Annotated in this window: 17 protein-coding genes and 1 pseudogene; 7 read left to right on the forward strand and 11 right to left on the reverse strand. The window is 72.0% G+C overall.

The window, feature by feature from the left end:
• Window positions 1-126 precede the first annotated feature (126 nt).
• Window positions 127-1221: a PP2C family protein-serine/threonine phosphatase gene (locus tag U5640_RS02585; protein WP_340374168.1), complete on the forward strand. Its 1095-nt coding sequence runs from the start codon at window positions 127-129 to the stop codon at window positions 1219-1221.
• Here the strand turns inward: U5640_RS02585 and U5640_RS02590 are convergent.
• Window positions 1175-3421 carry an MMPL family transporter gene (locus U5640_RS02590; RefSeq protein ID WP_340374169.1) on the reverse strand — a complete coding sequence of 749 codons (2247 nt, stop codon included), beginning with the start codon at window positions 3419-3421 and terminating at the stop codon, window positions 1175-1177. The two genes, U5640_RS02585 and U5640_RS02590, sit on opposite strands and share 47 nt — an antisense overlap.
• A 131-nt stretch (window positions 3422-3552) precedes the next feature.
• Here U5640_RS02590 and U5640_RS02595 point away from each other — a divergent pair, with 131 nt between their 5' ends.
• From U5640_RS02595 to U5640_RS02610, 4 genes are all read left to right on the forward strand, one after another.
• Window positions 3553-3759, forward strand: a complete 207-nt coding sequence (locus U5640_RS02595) for a hypothetical protein (RefSeq protein ID WP_340374170.1) — start codon at window positions 3553-3555, stop codon at window positions 3757-3759.
• Between the two features lie 51 nt (window positions 3760-3810).
• A complete protein-coding gene (gene sthA / locus U5640_RS02600) occupies window positions 3811-5217 on the forward strand; it encodes a Si-specific NAD(P)(+) transhydrogenase (RefSeq protein ID WP_340374171.1) in 1407 nt (468 codons plus the stop codon).
• A gap of 202 nt (window positions 5218-5419) precedes the next feature.
• Window positions 5420-6895 (forward strand): APC family permease, encoded by a 1476-nt coding sequence (locus tag U5640_RS02605; RefSeq protein ID WP_340374172.1) that lies wholly within the window; start codon window positions 5420-5422, stop codon window positions 6893-6895.
• Window positions 6896-6909: 14 nt separating this feature from the next.
• Window positions 6910-7869, forward strand: coding sequence for a hypothetical protein (locus U5640_RS02610; RefSeq protein WP_340374173.1), 960 nt, complete (start codon window positions 6910-6912; stop codon window positions 7867-7869).
• A 36-nt stretch (window positions 7870-7905) separates the two neighbouring features.
• On the opposite strand, the gene prcB is transcribed toward U5640_RS02610, so the two are convergent.
• From prcB to U5640_RS02630, 4 genes are all read right to left on the reverse strand, one after another.
• The gene (prcB, locus tag U5640_RS02615) at window positions 7906-8763 is read right to left on the reverse strand and encodes a proteasome subunit beta (RefSeq protein WP_340374174.1); all 858 of its coding nucleotides are present in this window, start codon (window positions 8761-8763) and stop codon (window positions 7906-7908) included.
• 78 nt (window positions 8764-8841) lie between these two features.
• Window positions 8842-11184, reverse strand: a complete 2343-nt coding sequence (locus U5640_RS02620; RefSeq protein ID WP_340374175.1) for a glycosyl hydrolase family 65 protein — start codon at window positions 11182-11184, stop codon at window positions 8842-8844.
• Complete coding sequence (locus tag U5640_RS02625) at window positions 11181-11921, reverse strand: beta-phosphoglucomutase family hydrolase (protein ID WP_340374176.1); 741 nt, start codon at window positions 11919-11921, stop codon at window positions 11181-11183. The genes U5640_RS02620 and U5640_RS02625 overlap by 4 nt, the downstream gene beginning before the upstream one ends.
• A gap of 38 nt (window positions 11922-11959) precedes the next feature.
• Window positions 11960-12355, reverse strand: coding sequence for an SgcJ/EcaC family oxidoreductase (locus tag U5640_RS02630; RefSeq protein WP_340374177.1), 396 nt, complete (start codon window positions 12353-12355; stop codon window positions 11960-11962).
• Between the two features lie 98 nt (window positions 12356-12453).
• Between U5640_RS02630 and U5640_RS02635 the strand changes: the two genes are divergently transcribed.
• Complete coding sequence (locus tag U5640_RS02635) at window positions 12454-13101, forward strand: nucleoside/nucleotide kinase family protein (protein WP_340374178.1); 648 nt, start codon at window positions 12454-12456, stop codon at window positions 13099-13101.
• A gap of 110 nt (window positions 13102-13211) precedes the next feature.
• Here the strand turns inward: U5640_RS02635 and U5640_RS02640 are convergent, their stop codons facing one another.
• From U5640_RS02640 to U5640_RS02665, 6 genes and pseudogenes are all read right to left on the reverse strand, one after another.
• Window positions 13212-15047: a hypothetical protein gene (locus U5640_RS02640; RefSeq protein WP_340374179.1), complete on the reverse strand. Its 1836-nt coding sequence runs from the start codon at window positions 15045-15047 to the stop codon at window positions 13212-13214.
• Between the two features lie 58 nt (window positions 15048-15105).
• Window positions 15106-16825: pseudogene (locus U5640_RS02645) on the reverse strand (hypothetical protein).
• 4 nt (window positions 16826-16829) lie between these two features.
• Entirely contained in the window at window positions 16830-17732 is a 903-nt protein-coding gene (locus U5640_RS02650) for a carbohydrate ABC transporter permease (protein ID WP_340374180.1), read from the reverse strand.
• Entirely contained in the window at window positions 17729-18640 is a 912-nt protein-coding gene (locus U5640_RS02655) for a sugar ABC transporter permease (protein ID WP_340374181.1), read from the reverse strand. Before U5640_RS02655 ends, U5640_RS02650 begins: the two co-directional genes overlap by 4 nt.
• A gap of 120 nt (window positions 18641-18760) precedes the next feature.
• Entirely contained in the window at window positions 18761-20083 is a 1323-nt protein-coding gene (locus tag U5640_RS02660) for an extracellular solute-binding protein (protein WP_340374182.1), read from the reverse strand.
• A gap of 275 nt (window positions 20084-20358) precedes the next feature.
• Window positions 20359-21492, reverse strand: coding sequence for an ROK family protein (locus tag U5640_RS02665; RefSeq protein ID WP_340374183.1), 1134 nt, complete (start codon window positions 21490-21492; stop codon window positions 20359-20361).
• Window positions 21493-21812: 320 nt separating this feature from the next.
• Between U5640_RS02665 and U5640_RS02670 the strand changes: the two genes are divergently transcribed.
• Window positions 21813-22721 carry a BadF/BadG/BcrA/BcrD ATPase family protein gene (locus U5640_RS02670; protein WP_340374184.1) on the forward strand — a complete coding sequence of 303 codons (909 nt, stop codon included), beginning with the start codon at window positions 21813-21815 and terminating at the stop codon, window positions 22719-22721.
• Window positions 22722-22834 lie beyond the last annotated feature (113 nt).

Here is a 22834-nt window from a genome sequence, read left to right on the forward strand (position 1 = left end):
CTTCATCGGCGCTCGCCTCCTTCCGTGGTCTGCGGGCGTGCGGGAACACCGTAGAAGATCGTCTGACGGGGCGTCCACCCGTTTTCCCGGCGTGCGGGCGGCGGTGCCGGGGTGGAGCGTGGTGGTGTGGCACGAGTGGACGGGGAACGGCGGGGCTGGCTGCGGGGCGCGCCGCCGCCGCCCTGGGTGCGGGCGCTGCCGCTCGCGCTGATCGCGGGGGTGTGCGTGGCCACGCTGGTGAGCCCGGACCCGCTGGACATCGGCTTCCTGCTGGGCGCGATCCCGCCGCTGGCGGTCCTGTCGTACGGCCCGGTGGCGACCGGTGTGCTGGGTGCGGTGGTGGTCGTGATGCTGAACGTGCCGGCCTTCCGACTGGACAATCCGGGTCAGACGGACCTGCTGACGGTCTGTTTCGTCGCCGTGCTGAGCGTGTTCGTGGCGTTCGTGCGCAGCCGCCGGGACGTGCAGCTGGACGTCGAGCGCACCATCGCCGAGGCGGCCCAGGAGGCGGTGGTGCCGCCGGTGCCGGAGCGGGTGGGCGAGGTGGCCTGCGCGGGCCTGTACCGGGCGGCGGAGCGCGGCACGCTGGTGGGCGGCGACTTCTTCGACGTACGGGACAGCGCGCACGGGGTGCGGGCGGTGCTGGGGGACGTCCAGGGGCACGGGCTGGCGGCGATCGCGACGGTGGCGTCGCTGATGGGGGCGTTCCGGGAGGCGGTGCTGGACCAGCCGTCCCTGGAGGCGGTGGCGGCCCGGCTGGACCGGCGGCTGGCGGTGGACTCGGCCCGGGTGCCGCACGCGGAGCTGTTCGCGACGGCGGTGCTGCTGGAGTTCACCCCGGGCGCGGACGCGGTGCGGGTGGTGGTGTGCGGGCATCCGCCGCCGGTGCTGCTGCGCGACGGCACGGCGACGGAGGTGGCGGTCACCCCGGGGGCGCCGCTGGGCCTGGACCTGCCGGACGCGCCGCGGCCGGGCGGGCTGGTGCTGCCGCTGTGCGCGGGTGACCGGCTCTTCCTCGCCTCGGACGGGGTGTGGGAGGCGAGGGACGGGGCCGATGTCTTCTATCCCCTGACGGAGCGGCTCCCCGGCCTCACGGCGGGGGCCGATCCGGCGACCACGGCCGTCCGGGTCTGGACCGATGTCGTACGGCACTCCCCCGAGGTCCGGGACGACGTCACGATGCTCGTCCTCGCGCCCCTACGTCCGGACCGTGACCGGTGAGGGTCTCCGCGTCGCCCTCGGCGTCGATGTGCGGCAGGATCCGGTCGAGCCAGCGGGGGGTCCACCAGGCCTTCTCGCCGAGCAGGGTCATCACGGCCGGCACCATGAGCAGCCGGACGACGGTGGCGTCGATCAGCACGCTGACGGCGAGGCCGAGACCGAGCATCTTGACGACGATGTTGTCGCTGATGATGAACGCCGCGAACACGCTCACCATGATCAGGGCGGCGCAGGTGATGACCCGGGCGGTGATCTCCAGGGCGTGGGCGACGGAGTCCTTGGCGTCGCCGGTGCGCAGCCAGGCCTCGTGGACGCGGGAGAGCAGGAAGATCTCGTAGTCCATGCTGAGGCCGAAGATGATCGCGAACATCATCATCGGCACATAGCTCTCGATGGGCACGTCGCCGTGGACGCCCAGCGCGGGCCCGCCCCAGCCCCACTGGAAGACGGCGACGACCACGCCGTAGGAGGCGGTGATGGACAGCACGTTGAGGACGGCGGCCTTGACCGCGACGAGCAGGCCGCGGAAGACGGCGAGGATGATCAGGAAGGCGAGGCCGACGACCACGCAGATGATCAGCGGCAGGCGGCTGGCCACGATGTCGCGGAAGTCGACCTGGGCGGCGGTGGTGCCGGTGACATAGCCGTGGGCGTCGTAGCCGGAGACCGCGTCGGGCAGGGTGGTGTCCTTGAGCCGGTTGACCAGGTCGGTGGTGACGGCGTCCTGCGGGGCCTGCGTGGAGTAGACGGTGCCGATCAGGACGTCGCCGTCCTGAGTGGCCGTCAGGGGGGTGACCGTCGCCGCGTCGGGCACCGCGTCCAGGGTCTTCTGTGCCTGGGACTGGAGGTCGGCGCGTTTGTCGGAGGGGACGGACGTCTGGTCGACGACGATGGTGAGCGGCCCGTTGGAGCCGGGGCCGAAGGCGTCGGTCATCAGGTCGTAGGCCCGCCGGTCGGTGAAGGAGGTCGGGTCGGCCCCGTCGCCGATGTGGCCCAGCTGGATGGAGAACACGGGGATGGCCAGGACGGCGATGACGGCGAGACCGGAGGCGAGGTACCGCCAGGGCCGGCGTTCGACGCGTTTGGCGTAGCGGTGCCAGGTGCCGTGCGGGGTGGCGCCCGGTTCGGCGTCGGTCTCGGCGACGGGCTTGCGCAGGTGCCAGCGGTCGATGTGGCGGCCGATGAGTCCGAGCATGGCGGGGACGAAGGTGAGGGCGCCCGCGACGGCGGAGATCACGGTGATGGCCGCGGCGAGACCGAGTTTGCCGATGAAGGACACCCCGGACGCGTACAGGCCCATCAGCGCGATGATCACGGTGGTGCCGGAGACCAGGACGGCACGTCCGCTGGTGGCGGTGGCGTGCCCGGCGGCCTCGGCGGGATCGGCGCCGTCCATCAGGTTCTGCCGGTGCCGGGTGATCAGGAACAGGGCGTAGTCGATGCCGACGCCGAGGCCGATCATGGTGGCGAGGGTCGGTGAGACGGTCGCGAAGGTGAACGCGGCGGCGAACAGGCCGAGGATGGCGAGTCCGCCGACGACGCCGATCAGGGCGGTGACGAGGGGCAGTCCGGCCGCGATGACGCTGCCGAAGCCGATCAGCAGGACGACGACGGCGACCGCGAAGCCGATCGCCTCGCTCAGGTAGTCGTTGGCCTTGGGCCGGGCCAGTTCGCCGAGCGAGCCGCCGTACTCGACGTCGGCGCCGGCCGCCCGCAGCGGCTGCACGGCCTTGTCGACGCCGTTCAGGTAGTCGTCGCCGAGGGTGTTGGGCTGTTTGTCGAAGCGGACGGTGATGTAGCCGGTCTTGCCGTCGCTCGACACCGGGCCGACCTTGGTCGGCGTCTGCGAGAGGGGGTTCTGCGCCGAGAGGACGTGGGGCAGCTTCTGCAGGTCGCCGACCGTGGTGGACATCTGTGAGCTCAGCGCGCTCAGGGGCTGGTCGTCGTGCATCACGATCTGGGCGCTGTACCCGCCGGCCTGCGGGTCGTGCTGCTGGAGGACCTCCAGGCCCTTCTGGGACTGGGTGTCCGAGAGCTGGAAGTTGTCCTCGTAGGTGCCGCCGACGGCGCGGTCGATCAGGTGGAGGGCGACGAGGGCCACCAGCCAGGCGATGACAACGAGCACGAAGTGGCGGGCGCACCAGGCGCCGAGTCTGCGCAGTCCCCCGCGTCGCGGGGGCCCGGCGGTGGGGGGTGCCATGGGCCCATTACACGCCGACCTGATCTTCTCGGCATCTCGGACGTCATGCGCATGAAATGATCGGGATTGCAGGGTGCGCCGGGAGGATGAATGGTGTTAGTACATTCCTTCGGACGCGAGGAGCAGACACCATGCCGACCTCACAGCCGGGCGGCGCCCGGCCCGCCGCGGACCGCGTCACCCCGGACGACCTGCTCCACACGCGCACGGGCAGCGAGGTGTCCCCGGAGGACATGGTCCTGGCCACGGGCCGGGACCTCACCCCGCGCACCCTCGCATGGGCCCGGCGCAAGCTCGCCGAGGAGGGCCCGACCGCGATCGAGAAGCTGCTGCCGTAGATCCTTCTCCGCTCTTTCGCCGCGGCACCCCTCGCTGTCACACTGCGGAGGGTGCCCGACTTCGACATGCTCGTCCTCGGTTCAGGTCCCGGCGGCCAGAAGGCCGCCATCGCCGCGGCCAAACTGGGCCGCCGCGTCGCCGTCGTCGACCGCCCCGACATGGTCGGCGGGGTCTCCCTCCACACCGGCACCATCCCCTCCAAGACCTTGCGCGAGGCGGTGCTGTACCTCACCGGTCTCACCCAGCGCGATCTGTACGGCCAGAGCTACCGGCTGAAGGAGGACATCACCGTCGCCGATCTCACCGCACGCACCCAGCATGTGGTGAGCCGTGAGACCGACGTCGTCCGCAGCCAGTTGTCCCGCAACCACGTCTCCCTGTTCTCCGGCACCGGACGGTTCGTCGACGACCACACCGTGGCCCTGCGCGAGGCGGGCGGCGGCCGGGAGCGGACGATCAGCGCCGAGCACATCGTCATCGCCACCGGGACCCGGCCGGCGCGACCGGAGAGCGTGGAGTTCGACGGGCGGACCATCCTCGACTCGGACAACGTCCTCACGGTCGAGCGGGTGCCGCGGTCCATGGTGATCGTGGGCGCGGGGGTGATCGGCATGGAGTACGCCTCCATGTTCGCCGCGCTCGGCAGCAAGGTCACGGTGGTGGAGAAGCGCGCCGGGATGCTCGACATGTGCGACGTGGAGGTCATCGAGTCGCTCAAGTACCATCTGCGCGATCTCGCGGTCACCTTCCGGTTCGGGGAGACCGTCGCCGCCGTGGAGCGGCATCCGCGGGGCACCCTGACGGTGCTGGCCAGCGGCAAGAAGATACCGGCGGACGCGGTGATGTACTCGGCGGGCCGGCAGGGCCTGACCGACGAGCTCGATCTGGGCCGGGCCGGGCTGGCGGCGGATCCGCGGGGCCGGATCGAGGTCGACGAGCACTACCGTACGCGCGTGCCGCACATCTACGCCGTGGGGGACGTGATCGGCTTCCCGGCGCTGGCGGCGACCTCGATGGAGCAGGGCCGGGCGGCCGCGTACCACGCCTGCGGGGAGCCGGTGGCGCGGATGCACCGCCTCCAGCCGATCGGCATCTACACCATCCCGGAGATCAGCTTCGTGGGGCGGACGGAGGACCAGCTCACCGAGGACAGCGTGCCGTTCGAGGTCGGGGTGGCCCGGTACCGGGAGCTGGCCCGCGGGCAGATCATCGGCGACGCGCACGGGATGCTGAAGCTGCTGGTCTCGCCCGAGGACCGCACGCTCCTCGGAGTGCACTGCTTCGGGACCGGCGCCACGGAACTGATCCACATCGGGCAGTCGGTCATGGGCTGCGGCGGCACCGTCGACTATCTCGTCGATGCGGTGTTCAACTACCCGACGCTGGCGGAGTCGTACAAGGTCGCCGCCCTGGACGCCACCAACCGGCTGCGCCAGCTGGACCGGATCGGGGAGTGAATCACGTTACCCACCCGTCAATCTTGAAAGCTCAAAAGGGGGGGTTATCATCACACGCACACTCGGTGTGACCGTCCCGCGACTCTTGGCGGAACGGTAACCGCCGTGGCTTTCCCCGTCGACGTTTTCCGAGGCCGACCCTTCGGTGCCCGGCGGCGCTCCATCCACACCCCCCATGTGCACGACGGAAAGCAGCACGAGCATGAGCAACAGCACCGGAAGAGGGCTGCAGGCGAACGTCCTCGGCACCTTCGACACGGTGGTGATGGCGGTCGCGGGCAGTGCCCCGGCGTACTCCATCGCCGCCACGACGGCGGTCCTCGTCGGCGCGGTGGGCCTGGCCAGCCCGGCGGCGCTGCTGTACTGCGCGATACCGATGCTGGGCATCGCGCTCGCGTTCAGCCGGCTCAGCCGTATCGACGTGAACGCGGGAGCCAGCTACTCCTGGGTGGGCCGGACCCTCCACCCGTTCCTGGGCTTCCTCAGCGGCTGGGCGCTGGTCGTCTCGGCGACGATCTTCATGGTGGCGGGCTCGCTGCCGGCCGGCTCGATGACCCTCGCCCTCTTCGACGAGGGCCTCGCCGACAACACCGCGCTGTCGACGGTGGTGGGCGCGGCCTGGTTCGTGGTGATGCTGGCGGTGGTGCTGGGCGGGGCCCGGCTCACCGTGCGCGCCCAGCTGATCATGTCGGGTGTGGAGCTGGCGATCCTCGCGCTGTTCGCGCTGCTCGCCTGCTTCCACACCCAGGACAACGCACTGCCGTTCGACTGGTCCTGGCTCGGCTTCAGCCACTTCGACGGCATGTCCGGCTTCGCCTCGGGCGCGCTGGTCGCGGCCTTCTACTACTGGGGCTGGGACGTCACCAGCAACCTCAGCGAGGAGACCCGCAACAGCCGCCGCACGACCGGGCTCGCCGGTCTGATCGGCGTCGGCATCGTGTTCCTGCTCTTCGAGGTGTTCACCATCGCGGTGAACGTCATCCTCAGCGCCCAGCAGATCGACGACAACGGCGCCAACGTGCTGGCCGCGCTCGGTGAGGAACTGATCCCCGGCTGGGGCGGCAAGCTGCTGATCGTCGCGGTGATGCTGTCCACGATCGCCACCCTGGAGACGACGCTCATCCAGGTCACGCGCTCGCTGTTCGCGATGGGCCGCGACCGTACGATGCCCTCGGCGCTGGGCCGGGTGCACCGCACCTGGAACACCCCGTGGATCGCGATCGCGGTGGTCGGCGGGGTGGCGCTGGCGATGTTCGTGGCCTCCAACGCGCTGGGTTCGGTGGGCGACATCCTCGCCGACGCGATCTCGGCGATCGGTCTGCAGATCGCGATCTACTACGGCCTCGCCGGGCTCGCGGCGGTCGTGGCCTACCGCAAGACCCTGCTGCGGTCCCCCTCGGACTTCCTCCTCGGCGGGCTGTGGCCGCTGTTCGGCGCGGTGTTCATGTTCTGGGTCTTCGCGGAGTCGCTCGGCGAACTGGAGCCCGCGGCGATCGCCATCGGCATCGGCGGGCTCGCCGTGGGACTGGTGCCGATGCTCTGGTACTGGCGCAAGGGCAGCGACTACTACCGACCGGCCCGGCTGGACGCCTCGCGGACCGTCGAGGCCGACTACGCGCCGGACGGCCACGCGGCCGCGCACTCCACCGCCTACGAGGGTCTCCCCACCGACTTCTGAGGGGAACCCGAGCGATGGCGCGTGACCGCTTCACTCCCGAGTTCGACCCCGACTGCGGGGACGTGTCCCTCTCCTCCGCACGCCACGACATCGTGATCGGCCGCTGGCAGGGCCTGCGGGAACTGCTGCGCACGACCGGCCCGGACTGGCTCGCCCGGGGCCACCGGGTACGGCTGCTGGCACAGGTCTGCGCGGGCAGTTCGACCGTGGAGACCTGGCTGGCCGCCGAACCGCAGAGCGCGGACGCGCTGGTACTGCGGGCCGCCACCGAGACCGCCAGGGCGTTCAACCTGGCCATCGCCGCGGGCCGGGGCGTGGCGATCGACCAGCAGCGGATCGACGCGGCGGTGCTGGCGTGCCTGTCGGCGGCCGAGGCGTACCCGGCGGACCCCACGCCCTGGGTCTCGCTGATCTCGGTGGCCCGGCTCTATCCGGCCGGGGTGCGCCGGCAGGAACTCGCCCGCTGGTGGGACGAGTTGCACCGGCGCGACCCGTACAGCATGGAGGGCCACCTCCAGGTGCTGCACTACTACTCCGCCCGCTGGCACGGCTCGCACGGTCTGATGTACGACTTCGCGCGCGACGCGGCGGGGGTGGCGCCGCCGGGATGCCCGCTGCCGGTCCTGGTGCAGTACGCCCGGGTCGAGGAGTACCGGTACGCCGTCGACACCACCCAGGGACGGCCCGCCCGGGTGGGCCTCGCCCAGCACTGGAACAACGACGGGGCGGTGAGCGACGTACGGCGCACCTGGGACCGGTGGATCACCGGTCGGCCGGACTCGGTCGTGGCCCCCGGTGAGCTGCGGGATTTCCACTACCTGGCGCACGCGGCCTGCTGGGCGGACGTGGCGGACGTGGCGGCCCCGCTGCTCCGGGTGCTGGGGCGGCGGGCGACGCGTACGCCGTGGTCCTACACCGGGGATCCCGAACAGCAGCTCGTGCGGTGGCGCAAGGAGTGGGTGGTGCGGGCCTGAGGGGTCCCGTGCCCATGAGGAGAAGGGTCGCGGTCCTCACGGGGTGGCGTGGGGGCCGTCCGGCCGCCTGCTGCGGTGTGCCACCATCTCCCGGCTCAGCGCCTCCGTCTCCGCCTCCGGCAGGCGTTCGAAGCCTTCCTCCGTGATGACGGAGACGATCGGGAAGATCCGGCGGCCGATGTCGGGGCCGCCGGTGGCGGAGTCGTCGTCGGCCGCGTCGTAGAGGGCCTGGAGTGCGGTGAGGGCCGCCTCGCGGCGGGACATGTCCGGGCGGAACAGCTTCTTCAGGGCGCCCCGGGCGTAGGGGGAGCCGGAGCCCTCGGCGTGGAAGGGGGCCTTCTCGTAGAGGCCGCCGGCCACGTCGAAGCTGAAGATACGGCCCCTGGCGCCCTCGGGCGCGGCGAGGTCGTAGCCCGCGAGGAGGGGGACGACGGCGAGGCCCTGCATGGCCTGGCCGAGGTTCTGCCGGATCATCGTGGCGAGCCGGCGCGCCTTGGCGCCGAGGGTCATCGGGATGCCCTCGACCTTCTCGAAGTGGGTCAGCTCCACCTGGTAGAGCTTCACCATGTCCAGGGCGAGGCCGACGGTGCCGGCGAAGGCGACGGCGGTGTGGTCGTCCGCCGGGTGCACCTTCTCCAGGTCGCGCTGGGCGATGAGGTGGCCCATCGTGGCGCGGCGGTCGCCCGCGATCAGGACGCCGTCGCGGTAGGCGAGGGCGAGGACCGTGGTGCCGTGCGGGAAGGCGTCGGGTGCGGCGCGGACGCCGTCGGGGAACGGCGCACGGGTGGGGAGCAGTCCGGGGCGGTGTGCCGCCAGGAACTGGGCGAAGGACGAACTGCCCGGTGTGAAGAACTCCGGGGCCGGCCGGCCCTCGTGCCCACGGTCCGCCGTCATGCCACTCCCCCTCGCCCGCCCGGTCGCCGACACCCGACTACCTACCTGCCTTCGGCGACCGGGAAACCCGGGTACGGCTCAACGGCTCTTCGGTGACCGGTGCGGCGGCTGGGCGGGCTCCGTGCGCACCGGCGCGGGCGGCAGCGGGCGCACCACGGGGCCGTCGCCGTTCACCGTGAGGGGTTCGCCGTGGTGACGGATCGTCAGGGGGCCACCGGAGAGCAGGGTGTACGTCGCCTTGTCGGGCCCGATCTCCACCCGCAGCCGGCTGCCGCGGAGCTGGACGCTGAACGCGAGCCGGCTGAACCGCTCGGGCAGCCGGGGCGCGAAACGCAGGCGGGTGCCGTCGCGGCGCAGTCCGCCGAAGCCAGCCACCAGGGCCGTCCAGGTGCCGGCGAGGGAGGCCATGTGCAGCCCGTCGCGGGTGTTCTGTTCCAGGTCGGCCAGGTCCATCAGCGCGGCCTCGGCGGTGTAGGCGTGGGCGAGGCGCAGATGGCCGGCCCGGGCGGCGATCACGGCCTGGCAGCACGCGGACAGCGAGGAGTCGCGGACGGTGAGGGGCTCGTAGTAGGCGAAGTTGCGGGCGAGCTGTTCGTCGTCGAAGGAGTCGTCGCAGGTGTACATCGCGAGGACCAGGTCGGCCTGTTTGACGACCTGCTTGCGGTAGAGGTCGAAGTACGGGAAGTGCAGCAGGAGCGGGTACTGGTCGGGGCGGGTGCCGGCGAAGTCCCAACGCTGGTAGCGGGTGAAGCCGGCGTGCTGTTCGTGCACGCCGAGTTCGTGGTTGTACGGGAGGTGCACGGCCGCGGCCGCGTCCCGCCAGGCGGCACTCTCCTCGTCGTCCACGCCGAGCCGGGCCGCGGCCTCCGGGTGGCGTTCGACGGCATCGGCGGCCGCGAGGAGGTTCGCGCGGGCCATCAGGTTGGTGTACGTGTTGTCGTCGGCGACCGCGCTGTACTCGTCGGGGCCGGTGACACCGTCTATGTGGAAGGTGCCGTGGATGTCGTGGTGGCCGAGCGAGCGCCACAGGCGGGCGGTCTCCACCAGCAGTTCGACGCCCGTTCCCGCTTCGAAGCCGAGGTCGCCGGTGGCCTCCACGTACCGTACGACGGCGTCGGCGATGTCGGCGTTGACGTGGAAGGCGGCGGTGCCGGCCGGCCAGTAGGCGGAGCCCTCGGAGCCCTCGATGGTCCGCCAGGGGAACGCGGCGCCGCTCAGGCCCAGTTGGGCGGCGCGTTCGCGGGCGGCGGGCAGGGTGTTCTGCCGCCAGCGCAACGCCTCGGCGACCGCGTCGGGGGCGGTGTAGGTGAGCAGGGGCAGCACGAAGGTCTCGGTGTCCCAGAAGGCGTGTCCGTCGTAGCCGGAGCCGGTCAGCCCCTTGGCGGGGATGGCGCGCTGCTCGGCGCGGGCGCCCGCCTGGAACACGTGGAAGAGGGCGAAGCGGACGGCCTGCTGGATCTCCTCGTCGCCGTCGACCTCGACGTCGGCGCGGGCCCAGAAGTCGTCGAGGCAGGCGTGCTGTTCGTCGAGGAGGCCCTGCCAGCCGCTGTGCCCGGCGGCGGCGAGGGCGGCCTCGACCTGGTCGCTCATCGCGGGCCGGGAGCGGGCCCCGGACCAGCCGTGCGCGACGATCTTCTCCACCCGCAGCGTCTGGCCCGGTTCCAGCACGGAGGTGACGGTCAGCCGGGCCACGTCCACATTGCTCTCGCTGCTCGTCGTGGTCCGGCCGGGGCCGGTGACGGTGTGGTCGGCGGCGACGGCCACCCGCAGTCCGCTGCGTTTCGTGCGGTGCACCAGGCGCAGCCGGTTGCCGACGGCGACGTCCTCCTCGGGTTCCAGCGGCGACTTCAGGGCGCGGGCGGCGCGCGGGTCGCCGTCGGGGTCGGGCAGGCTCTCGTTGGCGACCAGTTCGGACTGGATCACCACCCGGGAGCGGCCGCCGACGGCCTCCACCTCGTAGGCGACGGCGGCGACGGCCCGCTGGGCGAGGGAGACCAGCCGGGTCGAGCGCACCCGGACCGTGGTGCCGGCCGGGGAGGTCCACTCGCAACTGCGCTCCAGGACGCCGCGCCGCAGGTCCAGCACCCGCTCGTGGGCGACGAGGCGGCCGTAGCGCAGGTCGAAGGGCTCGTCGTCGACGAGGAGCCGCAGGACCTTGCCGTTGGTGACGTTGATGACGGTCTGTCCGGACTCCGGGTAGCCGTAGCCCGCCTCGGCGTAGGGCAGGGGGTGCAGTTCGTGGACGCCGTTGAGGTAGGAGCCGGGCAGGCCGTGCGGTTCGCCCTCGTCGAGGTTGCCGCGCCAGCCGACGTGCCCGTTGGACAGGGCGAAGACCGACTCGCTCTGGGCGAGGACGTCGAGGCCGAGCGCCGTCTCGCGTACGCACCACGGTTCCACGGTGTACGAACGGTGGGTGATCACGCCTGCCCTCCCAGCTCGGCGAGGTCCTTGACGACGACGTCGGCGCCGTGCGCGTACAGCGCGTCGGTCTGTCCGACGCGGTCAACGCCCACGACGTACCCGAAGTTCCCGGCCCGTCCGGCGTCCATCCCGGCCAGCGCGTCCTCGAAGACGGCCGCCCGGGCCGGCGGAACGCCGAGGTCTCGGGCGGCGGCGAGGAAGGTGTCGGGGCGTGGCTTGCCCGGCAGTCCGCGTTCGGCCGCCACGACCCCGTCGACCCGTACGTCGAAGAGGTGCTCGGCGCCGATCGAGCGCAGCACGTCCCGGGTGTTGGCGCTGGAGGAGACGATCGCCGTGCGCAGTCCCCGCGCGCGGACGGCCTCGATGAACCGGAGGGTGCCGTCGTAGGGCTGGACGCCGTCGGTGCGGATCCTCGCCAGGAGGATCTCGTTCTTGCGGTTGCCGAGGCCGTGGACGGTGGGCGCGTCGGGCGGGTCGTCGGGCCGGCCCTCAGGGAGGTGGATGTCCCGGGAGGCGAGGAAGGTGCGCACGCCGTCCGCGCGGGGGCGGCCGTCCACGTACGTGTCGTAGTCGTCCGCGCCGAACGGGCGGAATCCGTCGCCCTCGCGCGCGTGCAGGAAGGCGTCGAAGGTCTCCTTCCAGGCGGCCGCGTGCACCACGGCCGTCCGGGTGACGACCCCGTCGAGGTCGAAGAGGCAGGCCTGGATGGCTTCGGGGAGGCCGAGCGTCGTCGTCATACAGGGTCCGGTTCCCCGGGATCGGCGCCGGTATGACGTCAGTCGTGGGGGAAGGAGTGGTGTTCGTGTGCGATGAGCCAGCGGCCGTGCTCCTTGCGCAGGCCGAAGGTGAGGCGCAGCCGCAGGGTGGGGCTCTCGGCGAGTTCCCGCGGTGTCCCGCAGCGCAGCAGGGCGTGGGCGAAGGCGACGTCGCGCCCGGCGGTGACGTCGAGGGTGTCGATGTCGAAGCGGGCGCCCTGGGCCTGCCAGGCGAAGAACGGGGGCCAGCAGGCCCGGTAGGCGGCCAGGCCCCGGATGCCCTCGTGCGGTGCCGGCACGTCGTACATGACGAGGTCCTCGGCGTGGCCGGCGAGGACCGTGTCGAGGTCCCCGCGGTGGACGGCGTCGGCCCAGCGGGTGATCAGGGTGCGGATCTGCGTCTCGTCGTCGGACACGGTCGCCCTCCTTCCCTCCCTGTCGGTCTCCATGGGTCTCCATGAATCTCCATCGGGGTCCATGGGTCTCCCTCCAGGAGACTGCGACACTCTGCTGTGTGCTCACTTTCGACGATCTGCTGCGGCGGGCCCGTTCCCTCGCCGGGCCGGGCCGGCCGCGCGCGCTCCTCGGGATCACCGGCAGCCCCGGCGCCGGCAAGACGACCCTCGCCGAGCGCCTGGTGCGGGACCTGAACGCGGGCGGCGAACGATGGGCGGCGCACGTCCCGATGGACGGCTTCCACCTCGCCGACGTGGAGTTGGAGCGGCTGGGCCGCCGGGACCGCAAGGGCGCGCCGGACACCTTCGACGCCGCCGGGTACGCGGCGCTGCTGCGGCGGCTGCGGGAGGACTCCGGCGACCTGGTGTACGCGCCGGGGTTCGAGCGGGTGCTGGAGCAGCCGATCGCGGGGGCGATCCCGGTGGAGCCGACCGCCCGTCTGGTCGTCACCGAGGGGAACTACCTCCTTCTCGGAACGGGCGCGTGGGCCCGGGTGCGGGGCGAGCTGGACGAGGTGTGGTTCGTCGAGGCGGACGAGGAGGAGCGCGTGCGGCGGCTGATCGCGCGCCACGAGGAGTTCGGCAAGGGCCACGAGGAGGCGGTGGCGTGGGTGGCGCGCAGCGACCGGCTCAACGCCGCACTGGTGGCGGGCACCCGGGATCGCGCGGATCTGCTGGTCGGGGCCGATGTCGGTGGCCCCGGTTAGCTTCGGGAGCGTGACGGAGGGCGTCAGCGGGTGGGCCCGGGCGGGAGGACGGGTCTCCCGCCCGGGGACGGGCGGCCGCGGACGGCGCGCCCCCGCGAGGCAGGACCCGGTCAGCCGCTGACGGCGGCGCGCAGGGTCAGCTGCGGCTCGGCGTGCGCGTCGTCGGGTCCGAGTACGGCGGTGAAGGCGGCCGTGGTCACGGTCAGTCCGTCCGGCGTCCGGGCCACGCGGACGCCCGACGGGTCCTCGGTGCCGTAGCGCACCGCGAAGACGTGCAGGTCGTCGGGGGCGTCGGCGATCGGGCCGGCCTCCAGGGCGCTGGAGTGCACCAGATGGGCCCAGCCCTGGTCCGGGTTGCCGTAGCCGCGCGGGTCCTCCGCGAGGGCGAAGGCGGCCTGCTCCTGGGTCAGCTCGGCGCGGGCGTCGAAGTGGTCGGCGCCCGTCGCCTCGGGGTGGGTCAGGCGCAGGGTGCCCGCCGAGGAGACGGGCACGTGGGCCGTACGGCGGACCCGGTCGCCGTCGTCCTCGGCGTACGGCAGGCCGGCCAGCAGGTAGGGGCTGCCGTCGAGGCGTTCCACGGCGACCGTCGTCCACAGGGTGGTGCCGTCGGTGACGTACAGGGACCGCACGTGGCGCAGGACGTGGTCGCGGCCGACGACCGGCTTGGTGACCAGCTTGGCGGTCAGTCCGTCGGCGCGGACGTCGCGGACGCGGACCTCGCCCATGGGCCGGCACAGCAGGAAGCCGTCGGTGACGGGGCCGAAGCCGTGCTGGCGGTTGACCGCGGCCGGCAGGAGGTAGGTGCCCGCCGCCTCGATCACGGCCGGGGTCATCCGGTCGTCGAAGGCGACGGAGACGGTGCCGGCCCGCAGCTGGTGCCGTGCGGTCGCGGTGGACGGCTCCCGGTGCCAGGGGGTGGTGTCCTGGATCTGCCAGACGAGCATCCACGCGAAGTGTCCGTCGACCCCGCCGTCCGGCTTGACGGCGTGCCGGGCCCAGCGGCTGTCGCCCCGGTAGCGGCCGAGGTCGGAGCCGATGCGGGCGCCGAAGTAGCGCAGGCCGAGCACGGACTCGAAGGCGGAGTGCTGCTCGCTGTAGCGGGGGCCGCCGTTGTCGAAGCCGCCGTTGGTCAGCCGGGCGTCGAGGTAGCGGGCGAGGGCCTCGCCGTCCTCGGCGAAGACGTCCTCGCCGCTGATCCGGTGGGCCTGGGCGAGGAAGGAGAGGGAGATCGGGCCGTAGTTGTTGTCGTAGGCGCCGCCGTGCTCGGGGGGCAGCAGGGCGCCCCGGTCGGCGACCCGGTGGGCACGGATCTTCGCGTCGTACAGCGCGAGGGCCCGCGCGCGGACCCGCTCGCCGTCCTCGGGTGCGAGATGCCGGGCCAGCATCAGACCGCCCACGACACAGCCGATGGCCTGGTTGCCGGCCTCCTGCGGGTTGAAGAACGTGGCCTCGGTCAGCCAGCTCCAGTAGCCGCGCGCCACCTCCAGCAGCTCGGCGCGCTGGTCGTCGGGCACGAGGCCGTCCGCCGTGTCGAGGATGTTGACGGCCTGGAGCAGGGCCCACACCGTGCTGGGCCAGTCGCCGATGGGGTGGGCGCCCGCCGCGAGGACGTAGCGGGCGTAGGGCAGTCCCGAGCCGCGGACCGTGCGGTTGGGGTAGCCGGGGTTGTCCTCCCGGTACACCCGCTCGCGCAGATGGAAGGCGAGGCTGCGGTGCACCGCCTCCGGCAGCCGCGGGTCCTTGCCCCGCTGCCAGGCGAGGGCCAGCAGCGAGGTGATGCCGAGGGAGGTGTCGCCGATGTCGTCCTCGGCGTCGGGGTGTTCGAGGTTGCCCTCCGGGGTGAGCCGGGCCAGGGCCTGCTCGACGACGTCGGCGAGGACGGCGTCGTACGCCTCCGGGGTGTCCGGGAGGTCGTGCAGCGGGGCGCGCTGGTGGAGGAGGTGCACGGGGATCAGCCCTTCATGCCGGGGACGGCCATGGCGTGGGTCGTCGGAGTCGTCGGGGTCACCCGACGGGCGCCGGCCGGCGGGCGCGCAGTGCGACGGTCACCGTGTGCGGGCCGAGTCCGCCGAGGTAGAGGCGGTCGCCGGTGGTGGCGTCGGTGCCGCCCACGACGGTGTGGTCCTGACCCGGGTCGTAGCGCAGGACGTCGCCCCGGTCGGGCCCGGCGAGGGGGTCGCCCGCCTCGACGTGGGCCTCGATCCGGATCTCGTCGTCACCGGCCCGGTAGGTGACCGGCCCGGTGGTCAGGCACCAGCGCCCGTCGCCGAGCGGTACGGCGCCCTCGGGCACGCCACCGGGCCGGAAGGTCAGTTCGAGGGCCCAGGGAACGGGTGGTCCGCCGAGGTCGATCCGCAGGTCGGCGCCGTCGTCCCGCAGCTCCACCTCGACGCGGGTCGTGTGCGTGACGTCGTCGCGGGGCCGGTCGGGGAAGGCCATGGCGGCCGAGAAGCGTCCCTCGTCCGCCAGGCGGTAGGCACCGCCGTCCCGTCGGCGCTCGGGCGGCAGCGGCTGGTAGTAGGCGGCCGTGAGGGTCTCGGTCAGCAGGTACCGGTGGCCGGCGGACGCCCGCATGTCGGCGGCGCGGAACGGGCCCAGGTCGAAGAAGCCCCGGGAGAGACGGGCCGCGTCGAGGACCGCGTCGCCCGCGAACAGGCGCAGGAACGTGGGGTTGCAGGCGAGGCCGGAGCGGATGCGCCGGTGCGCGGGCACGTCGGAGCCGCCGTACACCACCGTGTGCGCGGTGGCCGAGGCGTGTGCGGCGAGGCGCGCGGTGGTCAGGTACCGGGTACGGGGGAGCGTCTCGTCGGTCGGTGCCGGCAGGACCTTGCAGAGGTCCGGGGTGAGGAGGGTCTCGGCGAGCAGGTCGGGGTCGTCGATGCCCCCGGCGGCCGCGAGCCGTGCCGCCCGGCTGAAGTCGCCCCGGCCGGTGCGGATCGCGAGCAGCCGGTAGTGCGGAAGGTAGGACGCCAGTGGGAACAGCTGGTGCTGGTCCTGCCGACGCGAGTGGACGGTCTCCACCGTGCCGTCCGGTCTGATGAGGTCCAGCGTGGCGGCGAGATTGCGTTCGACGGCGTCCAGCAGGTCGGCGCGGCCGAGCACACCGGCCAGCAGGAGCAGCGAGGGGTTTGGACACATGGGCCGCGTAGACGGCGCTGCGTTCCGAGTACAGGCCGTCCGCGTCGATGTCGACGCCCTCGGCGAGCCACTGCTCGACCCGGTCCGGCAGCCGGTCGTCGGGGAACGACCGGTGGAGCCGGGCCAGCGCCGCGCACAGCTCCCAGCGGTGGTTGGGGGTGTGCACCCCACCGGTCAGGAGCGCGCCGGTGGCGGCACCGGCGATCTCGGCGAGCGCGGCCGTGACGTCCCGCAGCTCCGGCCCCCCGCCGGCGGCGAGGACATGCGCGTCGCACACGTCGTTGACGGTGAACGCGGAGTCCGGGGGCGACTGCACGTTGTCGCCGCCGGCGAAGAGGCCGGTGGTGGTCTGTGCGGCCCGCAGCTCGCGCAGGTGGGCCGCGGCGGCGGCGACGGCCCGCTCGCTGCCGTGCAGGACCGAGTCGGGGGAACGGTACGCGGCGACCAGCGTCTTCACCCGCCGGGCCAGCACGCGGTGGGTCGCACCTGCGGGGTGCGCGGCCGGGCCGGCCGCCAGCGGGGCGGCCGACCGGTCGGCGGCGCGGGCGACCGCGCGGACGAACTCGTGGTCGAGCGGGGTGGGCAAGGTGTCAGTCCTTCAGTCCTGCGTTGATGTCGGCGCCCATGACGTAGCGCTGGAAGACCAGGAAGATGGCGATCAGCGGGATCATGGAGATCACCGAGGCGCCGAGCAGGACCGACCAGTTGATGTTCTGCGCGCCGACGATGCTCTGGATGCCGATCTGCACCGTGAACTTGTTGGGGTCGTTGAGCATCAGCAGGGGCCAGATGTAGTCGTTCCAGCGCCACTGGAAGGACAGGATGGCCAGGGTCAGCATGATGGGCCGGGAGAGCGGCACCATGATCCGCAGGAAGATCGACAGTTCGCGTGCGCCGTCGATGCGCGCGGCTTCCACGAGTTCGTCGGGAACCGTCAGGAAGAACTGGCGGAACATGAAGCATCCGGTCGCGGTGAGCACGGCGGGCAGGATGATGCCGGCGAACGAGTTGAAGAGCCCGAGGTTGCGGGCGACCAGGAACTCGGGGGCGAGCATGACCTCGCCCGGCAGCATCGTGGTGGCCAGGATGCAGACGAAGAAGACCTTGAGCCACTTGTTGTCGTACTTGGCCAGCGCGTAGCCGGTGCAGCAGCTGGCTCCCACGGTGAGGATCGTGGTGATCACGCAGACGGTGGCCGTGTTGATGAAGTACTGGCCGAAGTTGGCACTGCGCCACGCCGTGAGGTAACCCGAGAAGGTGGGGTTGTGCGGCACCAGCGTCAGCGGATAGGAGAACAGGTCGCTGGCCGGCTTGAGGGAGCTGAGGATGAACCACAGCACCGGCAGGCCGTAGAGGCACGCCAGGACCCACAGCAGTGTCGTCGCGGAGATCGCCTGCCGGAGCCCGCCGGTGGCCGCGCCGCGGGACCGCTTCCCGGAGGCGGGCCGTCCGGGGCCCTTGTCGACAGGGCGTGGGATGTCTGTGGTTGTCATCGGTTCTCCACCCGCCGGTTGACCATCAGCTGGATGATCGCGACGGCCATCAGGATGATCATGAGCACGAACGACGCGGCGCTCGCGTAGCCGATCTGGCCCCGTTTGAAGCCGGTCTCGTAGATGTACTGGACGAGCAGGTTGTTCGAGGTGCCGGGGCCGCCGTTGTTGAGGGCGACGAACACCGGGTACTCCTTCATCGCGTTGATCGTGTTGAGCAGGACGACGATGAACGAGGTGGGCGCGATGCTCGGCAGGGTGATGCTGAAGAACTGGCGCCACGGGCCGGCGCCGTCGAGCGAGGCCGCCTCGTAGTACGACACCGGTACGTTCTTGATCGCCGCGATGAACAGCAGCATCGAGAAGCCCGTCCACATCCAGGACGCCGCCATCACCACCACCAGCAGCGACAGGTCGGCGTTGGACTGCCAGGGAACGGCACTTCCGCCGAGCTTCTCGATGAGGTAGTTGACCAGTCCGAAGTTCTCACCGAAGAGCCACCGCCACAGCACACCCACGACGATGGGCGACAGGAGCCACGGGATGAAGAAGATGACGCGGGCGACCGAACCGCCCTTGGCGTGCTTGTTCACCAGAAGGTTGGCGGTGAGCAGCGAGAGCGCGAAGTTCAGCGGTACGAAGAGCACGGCGTACAGCAGCGTCCGCGTCAGCGCGTCGTAGAAGGTGGAGTCACCGATGAGCTTGTCGTAGTTGTCCAGTCCGATGAACTGGAACGTCCCCACACCCGTGTAGTTCGTGAAGGAGTAGAGGAGCCCGATCACCGCCGGCCAGACGAAGAACAGGGCGAAGAGCACGACATTGGCCGCGATGAGGACGAGCGGCGCAAGTGTGTACTTACTGCGTCTCCTGGGCGGGCTCGCGGACGCGTCCGAGGCGCGTTTTGTCATCTTCCTGACTCCGTGCTGGTGGAATGGATTGCGGTGGGCTCACGGCCTGAGCCGGGGGGCACGTGGACGGCCGGGGCCGGGCGGGGTGTCTGGCTCCCCGCCCGGCACCTGGCCCGGCGATCAGCCGCCGACCTGCTGGTTGTAGCCGGCCACGATGTTCTCCAGGGCCTTGTCGGCCGACTGCTGACCGTTGATCGCCTTGGCGAGCTCCGTCTTGGTCGGGTCCTCGGTGAGGCTCTTGCCCTTCAGCACCCACTCCGTCTGCGCGTTGTTGAAGTAGCCCGAGATCGGGGCGTAGAGCGGGATCTCCTCGTTGTACAGCTTGAACGCCGCCTGCGCCGCCTCCGAGGTGAAGGGGTACTTCGGGTTCAGACCGCTCTCGACCGGCAGGAAGCCGGAGGCCTCGCACAGCTCGCGGTAGTGGTCCGGCTCGTAGACCCAGGACAGGAACTTCTGCGCGGCGGTGGCCGCGTCGCCGTTGTTGTTGAAGCCCACCATCATGCCGCCGGCGTTGACGTCACTGGCCTGCACCGGCTGGGCGGGGGTCGGGACGCTCGCCCAGTCGAACTTCTTGATGCTCTCGGCGAAGGCGGCGACCTGCCACACGCCGGACCAGTAGGCGACCACGTCACCGCTCTGGAACATGGCCGACGGGTCGGCGCCGCTGGTCCACACCGACTTCGGCATGGTCTTGTCGTCGTTCCAGCCGACGAAGGTGTTCACGGCCTTCTTGGTCGCGTCGTCCACCGAGAACTTGCCCGAGTCGTCCGCGTGGACGTACTGCCCGCCCATCTCGTAGACCATGGCGCGGAGCCGGGACGGGGAGTTGTCGAACGTCAGGGAGTACTTCGCCTTGGTCTTCTCCCGGACCGTGTTCGCCGCCTTGATGAAGTCGGTCCAGGTCCAGGTCTTGTCGGGCGAGGAGGGGAAGGCGACACCGGCCTTCTTGAACAGCGTCTCGTTGATGTACAGGCCGGACGCGGTGACGTCCGAGGGTATGGACAGCACCTTCCCGGACTTGTCCTTGGCGAGGAAGTTCGGGTTGATGTTGTTGCTCTTGGTGTTGACGATGGAGCTGAGGTCGAGCAGCTTGTTCGACCAGATCGGGTCGAGCGACGGCACGGCCGCCACGTCGGGCAGGGAGTTCGCCTGCGCGGCGTTCTTCAGCTTCGTCGTGTACCCGTCGTAGGGGATGTTGACGAGCTTGACGTCGACACCCTCCTCCTTCTTGTACTGCGCCACCAGCTTCTTCCAGCCCGCGTCCTGGCCCGGAACCGTGGAGATCCAGAACGTCAGCGACTTGGAGGTGCCGCCCGACTCGGACCCGCCTCCGCAGGCGGTCAGCAGCAGGGCACCTGCCGAGGCCACGGCAGCGAGGGGAACCAGGCGGCGTATGCCGCCGCGGCCGAGTCGGCGGGAGCGCCGCACACCCACAGTGGTCATCTTCGATCCCTTTTTCGTCGTAGGGGACGGAGCACGGCGCCGATCGAGGCGGCACGGGTGCATTTTGCAGGAAATTTCGCTTTCCGGGGGCGCGGCCTCGCCCGGCCGCGTCGCCTTGGGGGGCGGAGTCCCCGGCCATGAGGGCCGTCGTCGCACAAGCACGCCCTCGTGCGGCTGCCGTACTTCACGTACAGGCGGGACGCTCAACCCGAGTCGGCGTCCCGGCCGACTTAGAAAGCGCTTGTCCGGACATTGGCAGATCGAGTCGGAGGCCGTCAATCCTTCCCCCCCGCGGCCTCGGTCACGGTTTGGACTCCTCGGCTGACCGCGAGCCGGGCGGCGCCCACGACCGTGCCGAGATCCCCGACCGTGCTGCTGACCACTTCGGTGGGCCAGCTCAGCCGGGCCAGCTCGGCCCGCACACCGGGGAGCACCTGCGGGTCCGCGCCGGTGCTGCCGCCCAGCACGATCAGGCCGGGGTCCAGGACGGCCGTGACGGCGGCGGCGAGCCGCCCCACGTCGGCGGCGTGCCGGTCGACGACGGCACGGGCCGTGGCCCGACCCTCGGCCGCGAGGGCGAAGAGCCGGTCCGTGGTCCGCGGACACGGCCCGTCGCGCTCCCCCCAGGCCTCCTTGGCGCGGCGCAGCAGCGAGCGGGCCCCGATGTACTCCTCCAGGGCCTCCCGGCGCGGCTCACGCCCGTCGTCCCAGGGGTAGGGCAGCCGGGCGAGCTCACCGGCGGCGCCGTTCGAGCCGCGCAGCACCTGGCCGCCGACCACGATGCCGAGACCGATACCGACGCCGATCCGCAGATAGCCGAAGGTGTGCCGGCCCCGGGCGGCGCCCTCGTGCAGCTCGGCGAGCGCGGCGCAGTTGACGTTGTTCTCCAGGTGCACGGGGACGCCCGGGGGAAGGGCCACGGCCATCGCGTCGAAGACCGGACCGGCCTTGGCGGTGGCGGGGCGCATCCCGCTGCCCTGGAGGTCCCGTGCGGTGACGTCACCGACGGCGACCACGATGGAGCGCAGCGGTGCCCCGGCGGGCAGGGCGGCGAGCGCCTCCCGTACGGCGTGCGCGGCGTCCTCGCGGGGGGCGGTGGCCTCGGCGAGCAGGGTGCCGTCCAGGGCGCAGCCCCTGACCCGGGTGTGCGCGGGGCCGAGGTCGACGGCCAGGACGGCGCCGGCGACGGGGCCGAGCCGGTAGACGGCGGCGGAGCGGCCCGTGCCGCTGGAGGCGGTGCCGGAGTGCGCGGCGAGCCGGGCGCCCTCCAGTTCCGCCACGGCGGAGGAGACCGTCGGCTTGGAGAGCCCCGCCAGGCTGGCGAGCTGCGGGCGGGTGGCCCTGCTCGCCTGGGCCAGCACGGCGAAGACCGCGCTGGCGCTCTCGGTCAGGCGGGGGGCTTCCGCCACGTCGTGTTCCACAGTTTCCCCCACACGGGTACCGGGCCGCGCACCCGGCCGATCGGTTCGGCGGACTGCGGCGAAAGGATGCGACGACGGCGCGCGTTCCCGCCCCGCGAAGGTCCGGAAAGGGTCCGCCGGGGTCGAGTGCGCGACTTCTCTTGACGCACTGTACTTCGTTAGTTAACTTCCTAACGAACTTCACGGTACTCGCCTGCCGTGCTCACCAGAAGCCCGTCCCGGGGCTTCCCTAGTTCACCAGAAACAGCAATTTCGCAGGTCACGGTTCGCCCACCGTCGCAGCTCGATGCAACGACGAAAGAGGATCCGTGCAGGACTCTCCCCCTTCGTGCCCCCTCGCGGTCGGCGTCGACGTGGGCGGTACCAAGACGCATCTCCGCGCGATGGCGGGTGACGACGTGGTGGCCGACCGGGTCGGCCCCAGCAGCGGCTGGCGGCCCCACGACACCGCGGCCGCCGCCCGCTGGCTGGCCCGGCTCGTCCAGGAGTCGCTGCCCGCGGGCGTGCGCCCCGCCGTGCTCGCCGTGGGCGCGCACGGCTGCGAGACCCTCCGGCAGTGCGCGCAGATCCGCGCCGCCGTTCAGGAACTGCTCGGCGTTCCCGCGCACATCGTGGGCGACGCCGAGCTTCTCGTGCCCGCCGCGGGACTGGACAAGGGGGCCGGCCTGGTGGCCGGCACCGGTTCGGTCGCGGTGGGCCTGCTGCCCGACGGCACCCCCGTGCAGGTGGGCGGCTGGGGCGCGGTCCTCGGCGACGAGGGCGGCGCCGCCGGCCTCGTCCGGGAGGCGGCCCGGGCCGTATGGGCCGCCCACGACCGCGGTGCGGAGCCGGACGCGCTGGCGGCCGGTCTCGTCGCCGCGTTCGGTGTGCCCGAGGTGCCCGCGCTCGGCGCGGCGCTGGAGGGCGCGCAGAGCGCCTCCGCCGAGTGGGGCCGGCACTCCCCCGTGGTGTTCGCGGCCGCGGACGCCGGCTCCGCGCTCGCCCGTGCCGTGATCGCCGAGGGAGGCGGGGCGCTCGCCGCGCTCGTCGCCCGGCTCGCCGCCCGCGGGGCGGCGGTCGACGACGTGGTGGTGGCGGGCGGCACGATCCTGCACCAGCCCGCTCTCTACGAGGCCTTCACCACCGCGCTGCGGGCCGCCGTACCGGGAGCGCGCGCACGGCCGCTGACCGGGCCGCCGGTCCTGGGCGCGGTGGCACTGGCGAGGGCGCTCCTGTGAGAAACCGCTTGCACGTTCACCCGCGTGACATGTACCCGTCGCCGGGCCCTCACGGAAGCGACACAGCCCGGCCGTAGATCTTCGCTCGTACGCGTCATCCGGCTCAGGAGTCG

The sequence above is a fragment of the Streptomyces sp. SS7 genome, from assembly GCF_037993025.1.
Lineage (GTDB): Bacteria > Actinomycetota > Actinomycetes > Streptomycetales > Streptomycetaceae > Streptomyces.

Bases quoted from the DNA above. Each gene is read 5' to 3' on its own strand.
- U5640_RS02590 (WP_340374169.1), bottom strand. From the start codon at position 3,421: ATGGCACCCCCCACCGCCGGGCCCCCGCGACGCGGGGGACTGCGCAGA.
- U5640_RS02595 (WP_340374170.1), top strand. From the start codon at position 3,553: ATGCCGACCTCACAGCCGGGCGGCGCCCGGCCCGCCGCGGACCGCGTC.
- U5640_RS02605 (WP_340374172.1), top strand. From the start codon at position 5,420: ATGAGCAACAGCACCGGAAGAGGGCTGCAGGCGAACGTCCTCGGCACC.
- U5640_RS02610 (WP_340374173.1), top strand. From the start codon at position 6,910: ATGGCGCGTGACCGCTTCACTCCCGAGTTCGACCCCGACTGCGGGGAC.
- prcB (WP_340374174.1), bottom strand. From the start codon at position 8,763: ATGACGGCGGACCGTGGGCACGAGGGCCGGCCGGCCCCGGAGTTCTTC.
- U5640_RS02625 (WP_340374176.1), bottom strand. From the start codon at position 11,921: ATGACGACGACGCTCGGCCTCCCCGAAGCCATCCAGGCCTGCCTCTTC.
- U5640_RS02650 (WP_340374180.1), bottom strand. From the start codon at position 17,732: ATGACAACCACAGACATCCCACGCCCTGTCGACAAGGGCCCCGGACGG.
- U5640_RS02655 (WP_340374181.1), bottom strand. From the start codon at position 18,640: ATGACAAAACGCGCCTCGGACGCGTCCGCGAGCCCGCCCAGGAGACGC.
- U5640_RS02660 (WP_340374182.1), bottom strand. From the start codon at position 20,083: ATGACCACTGTGGGTGTGCGGCGCTCCCGCCGACTCGGCCGCGGCGGC.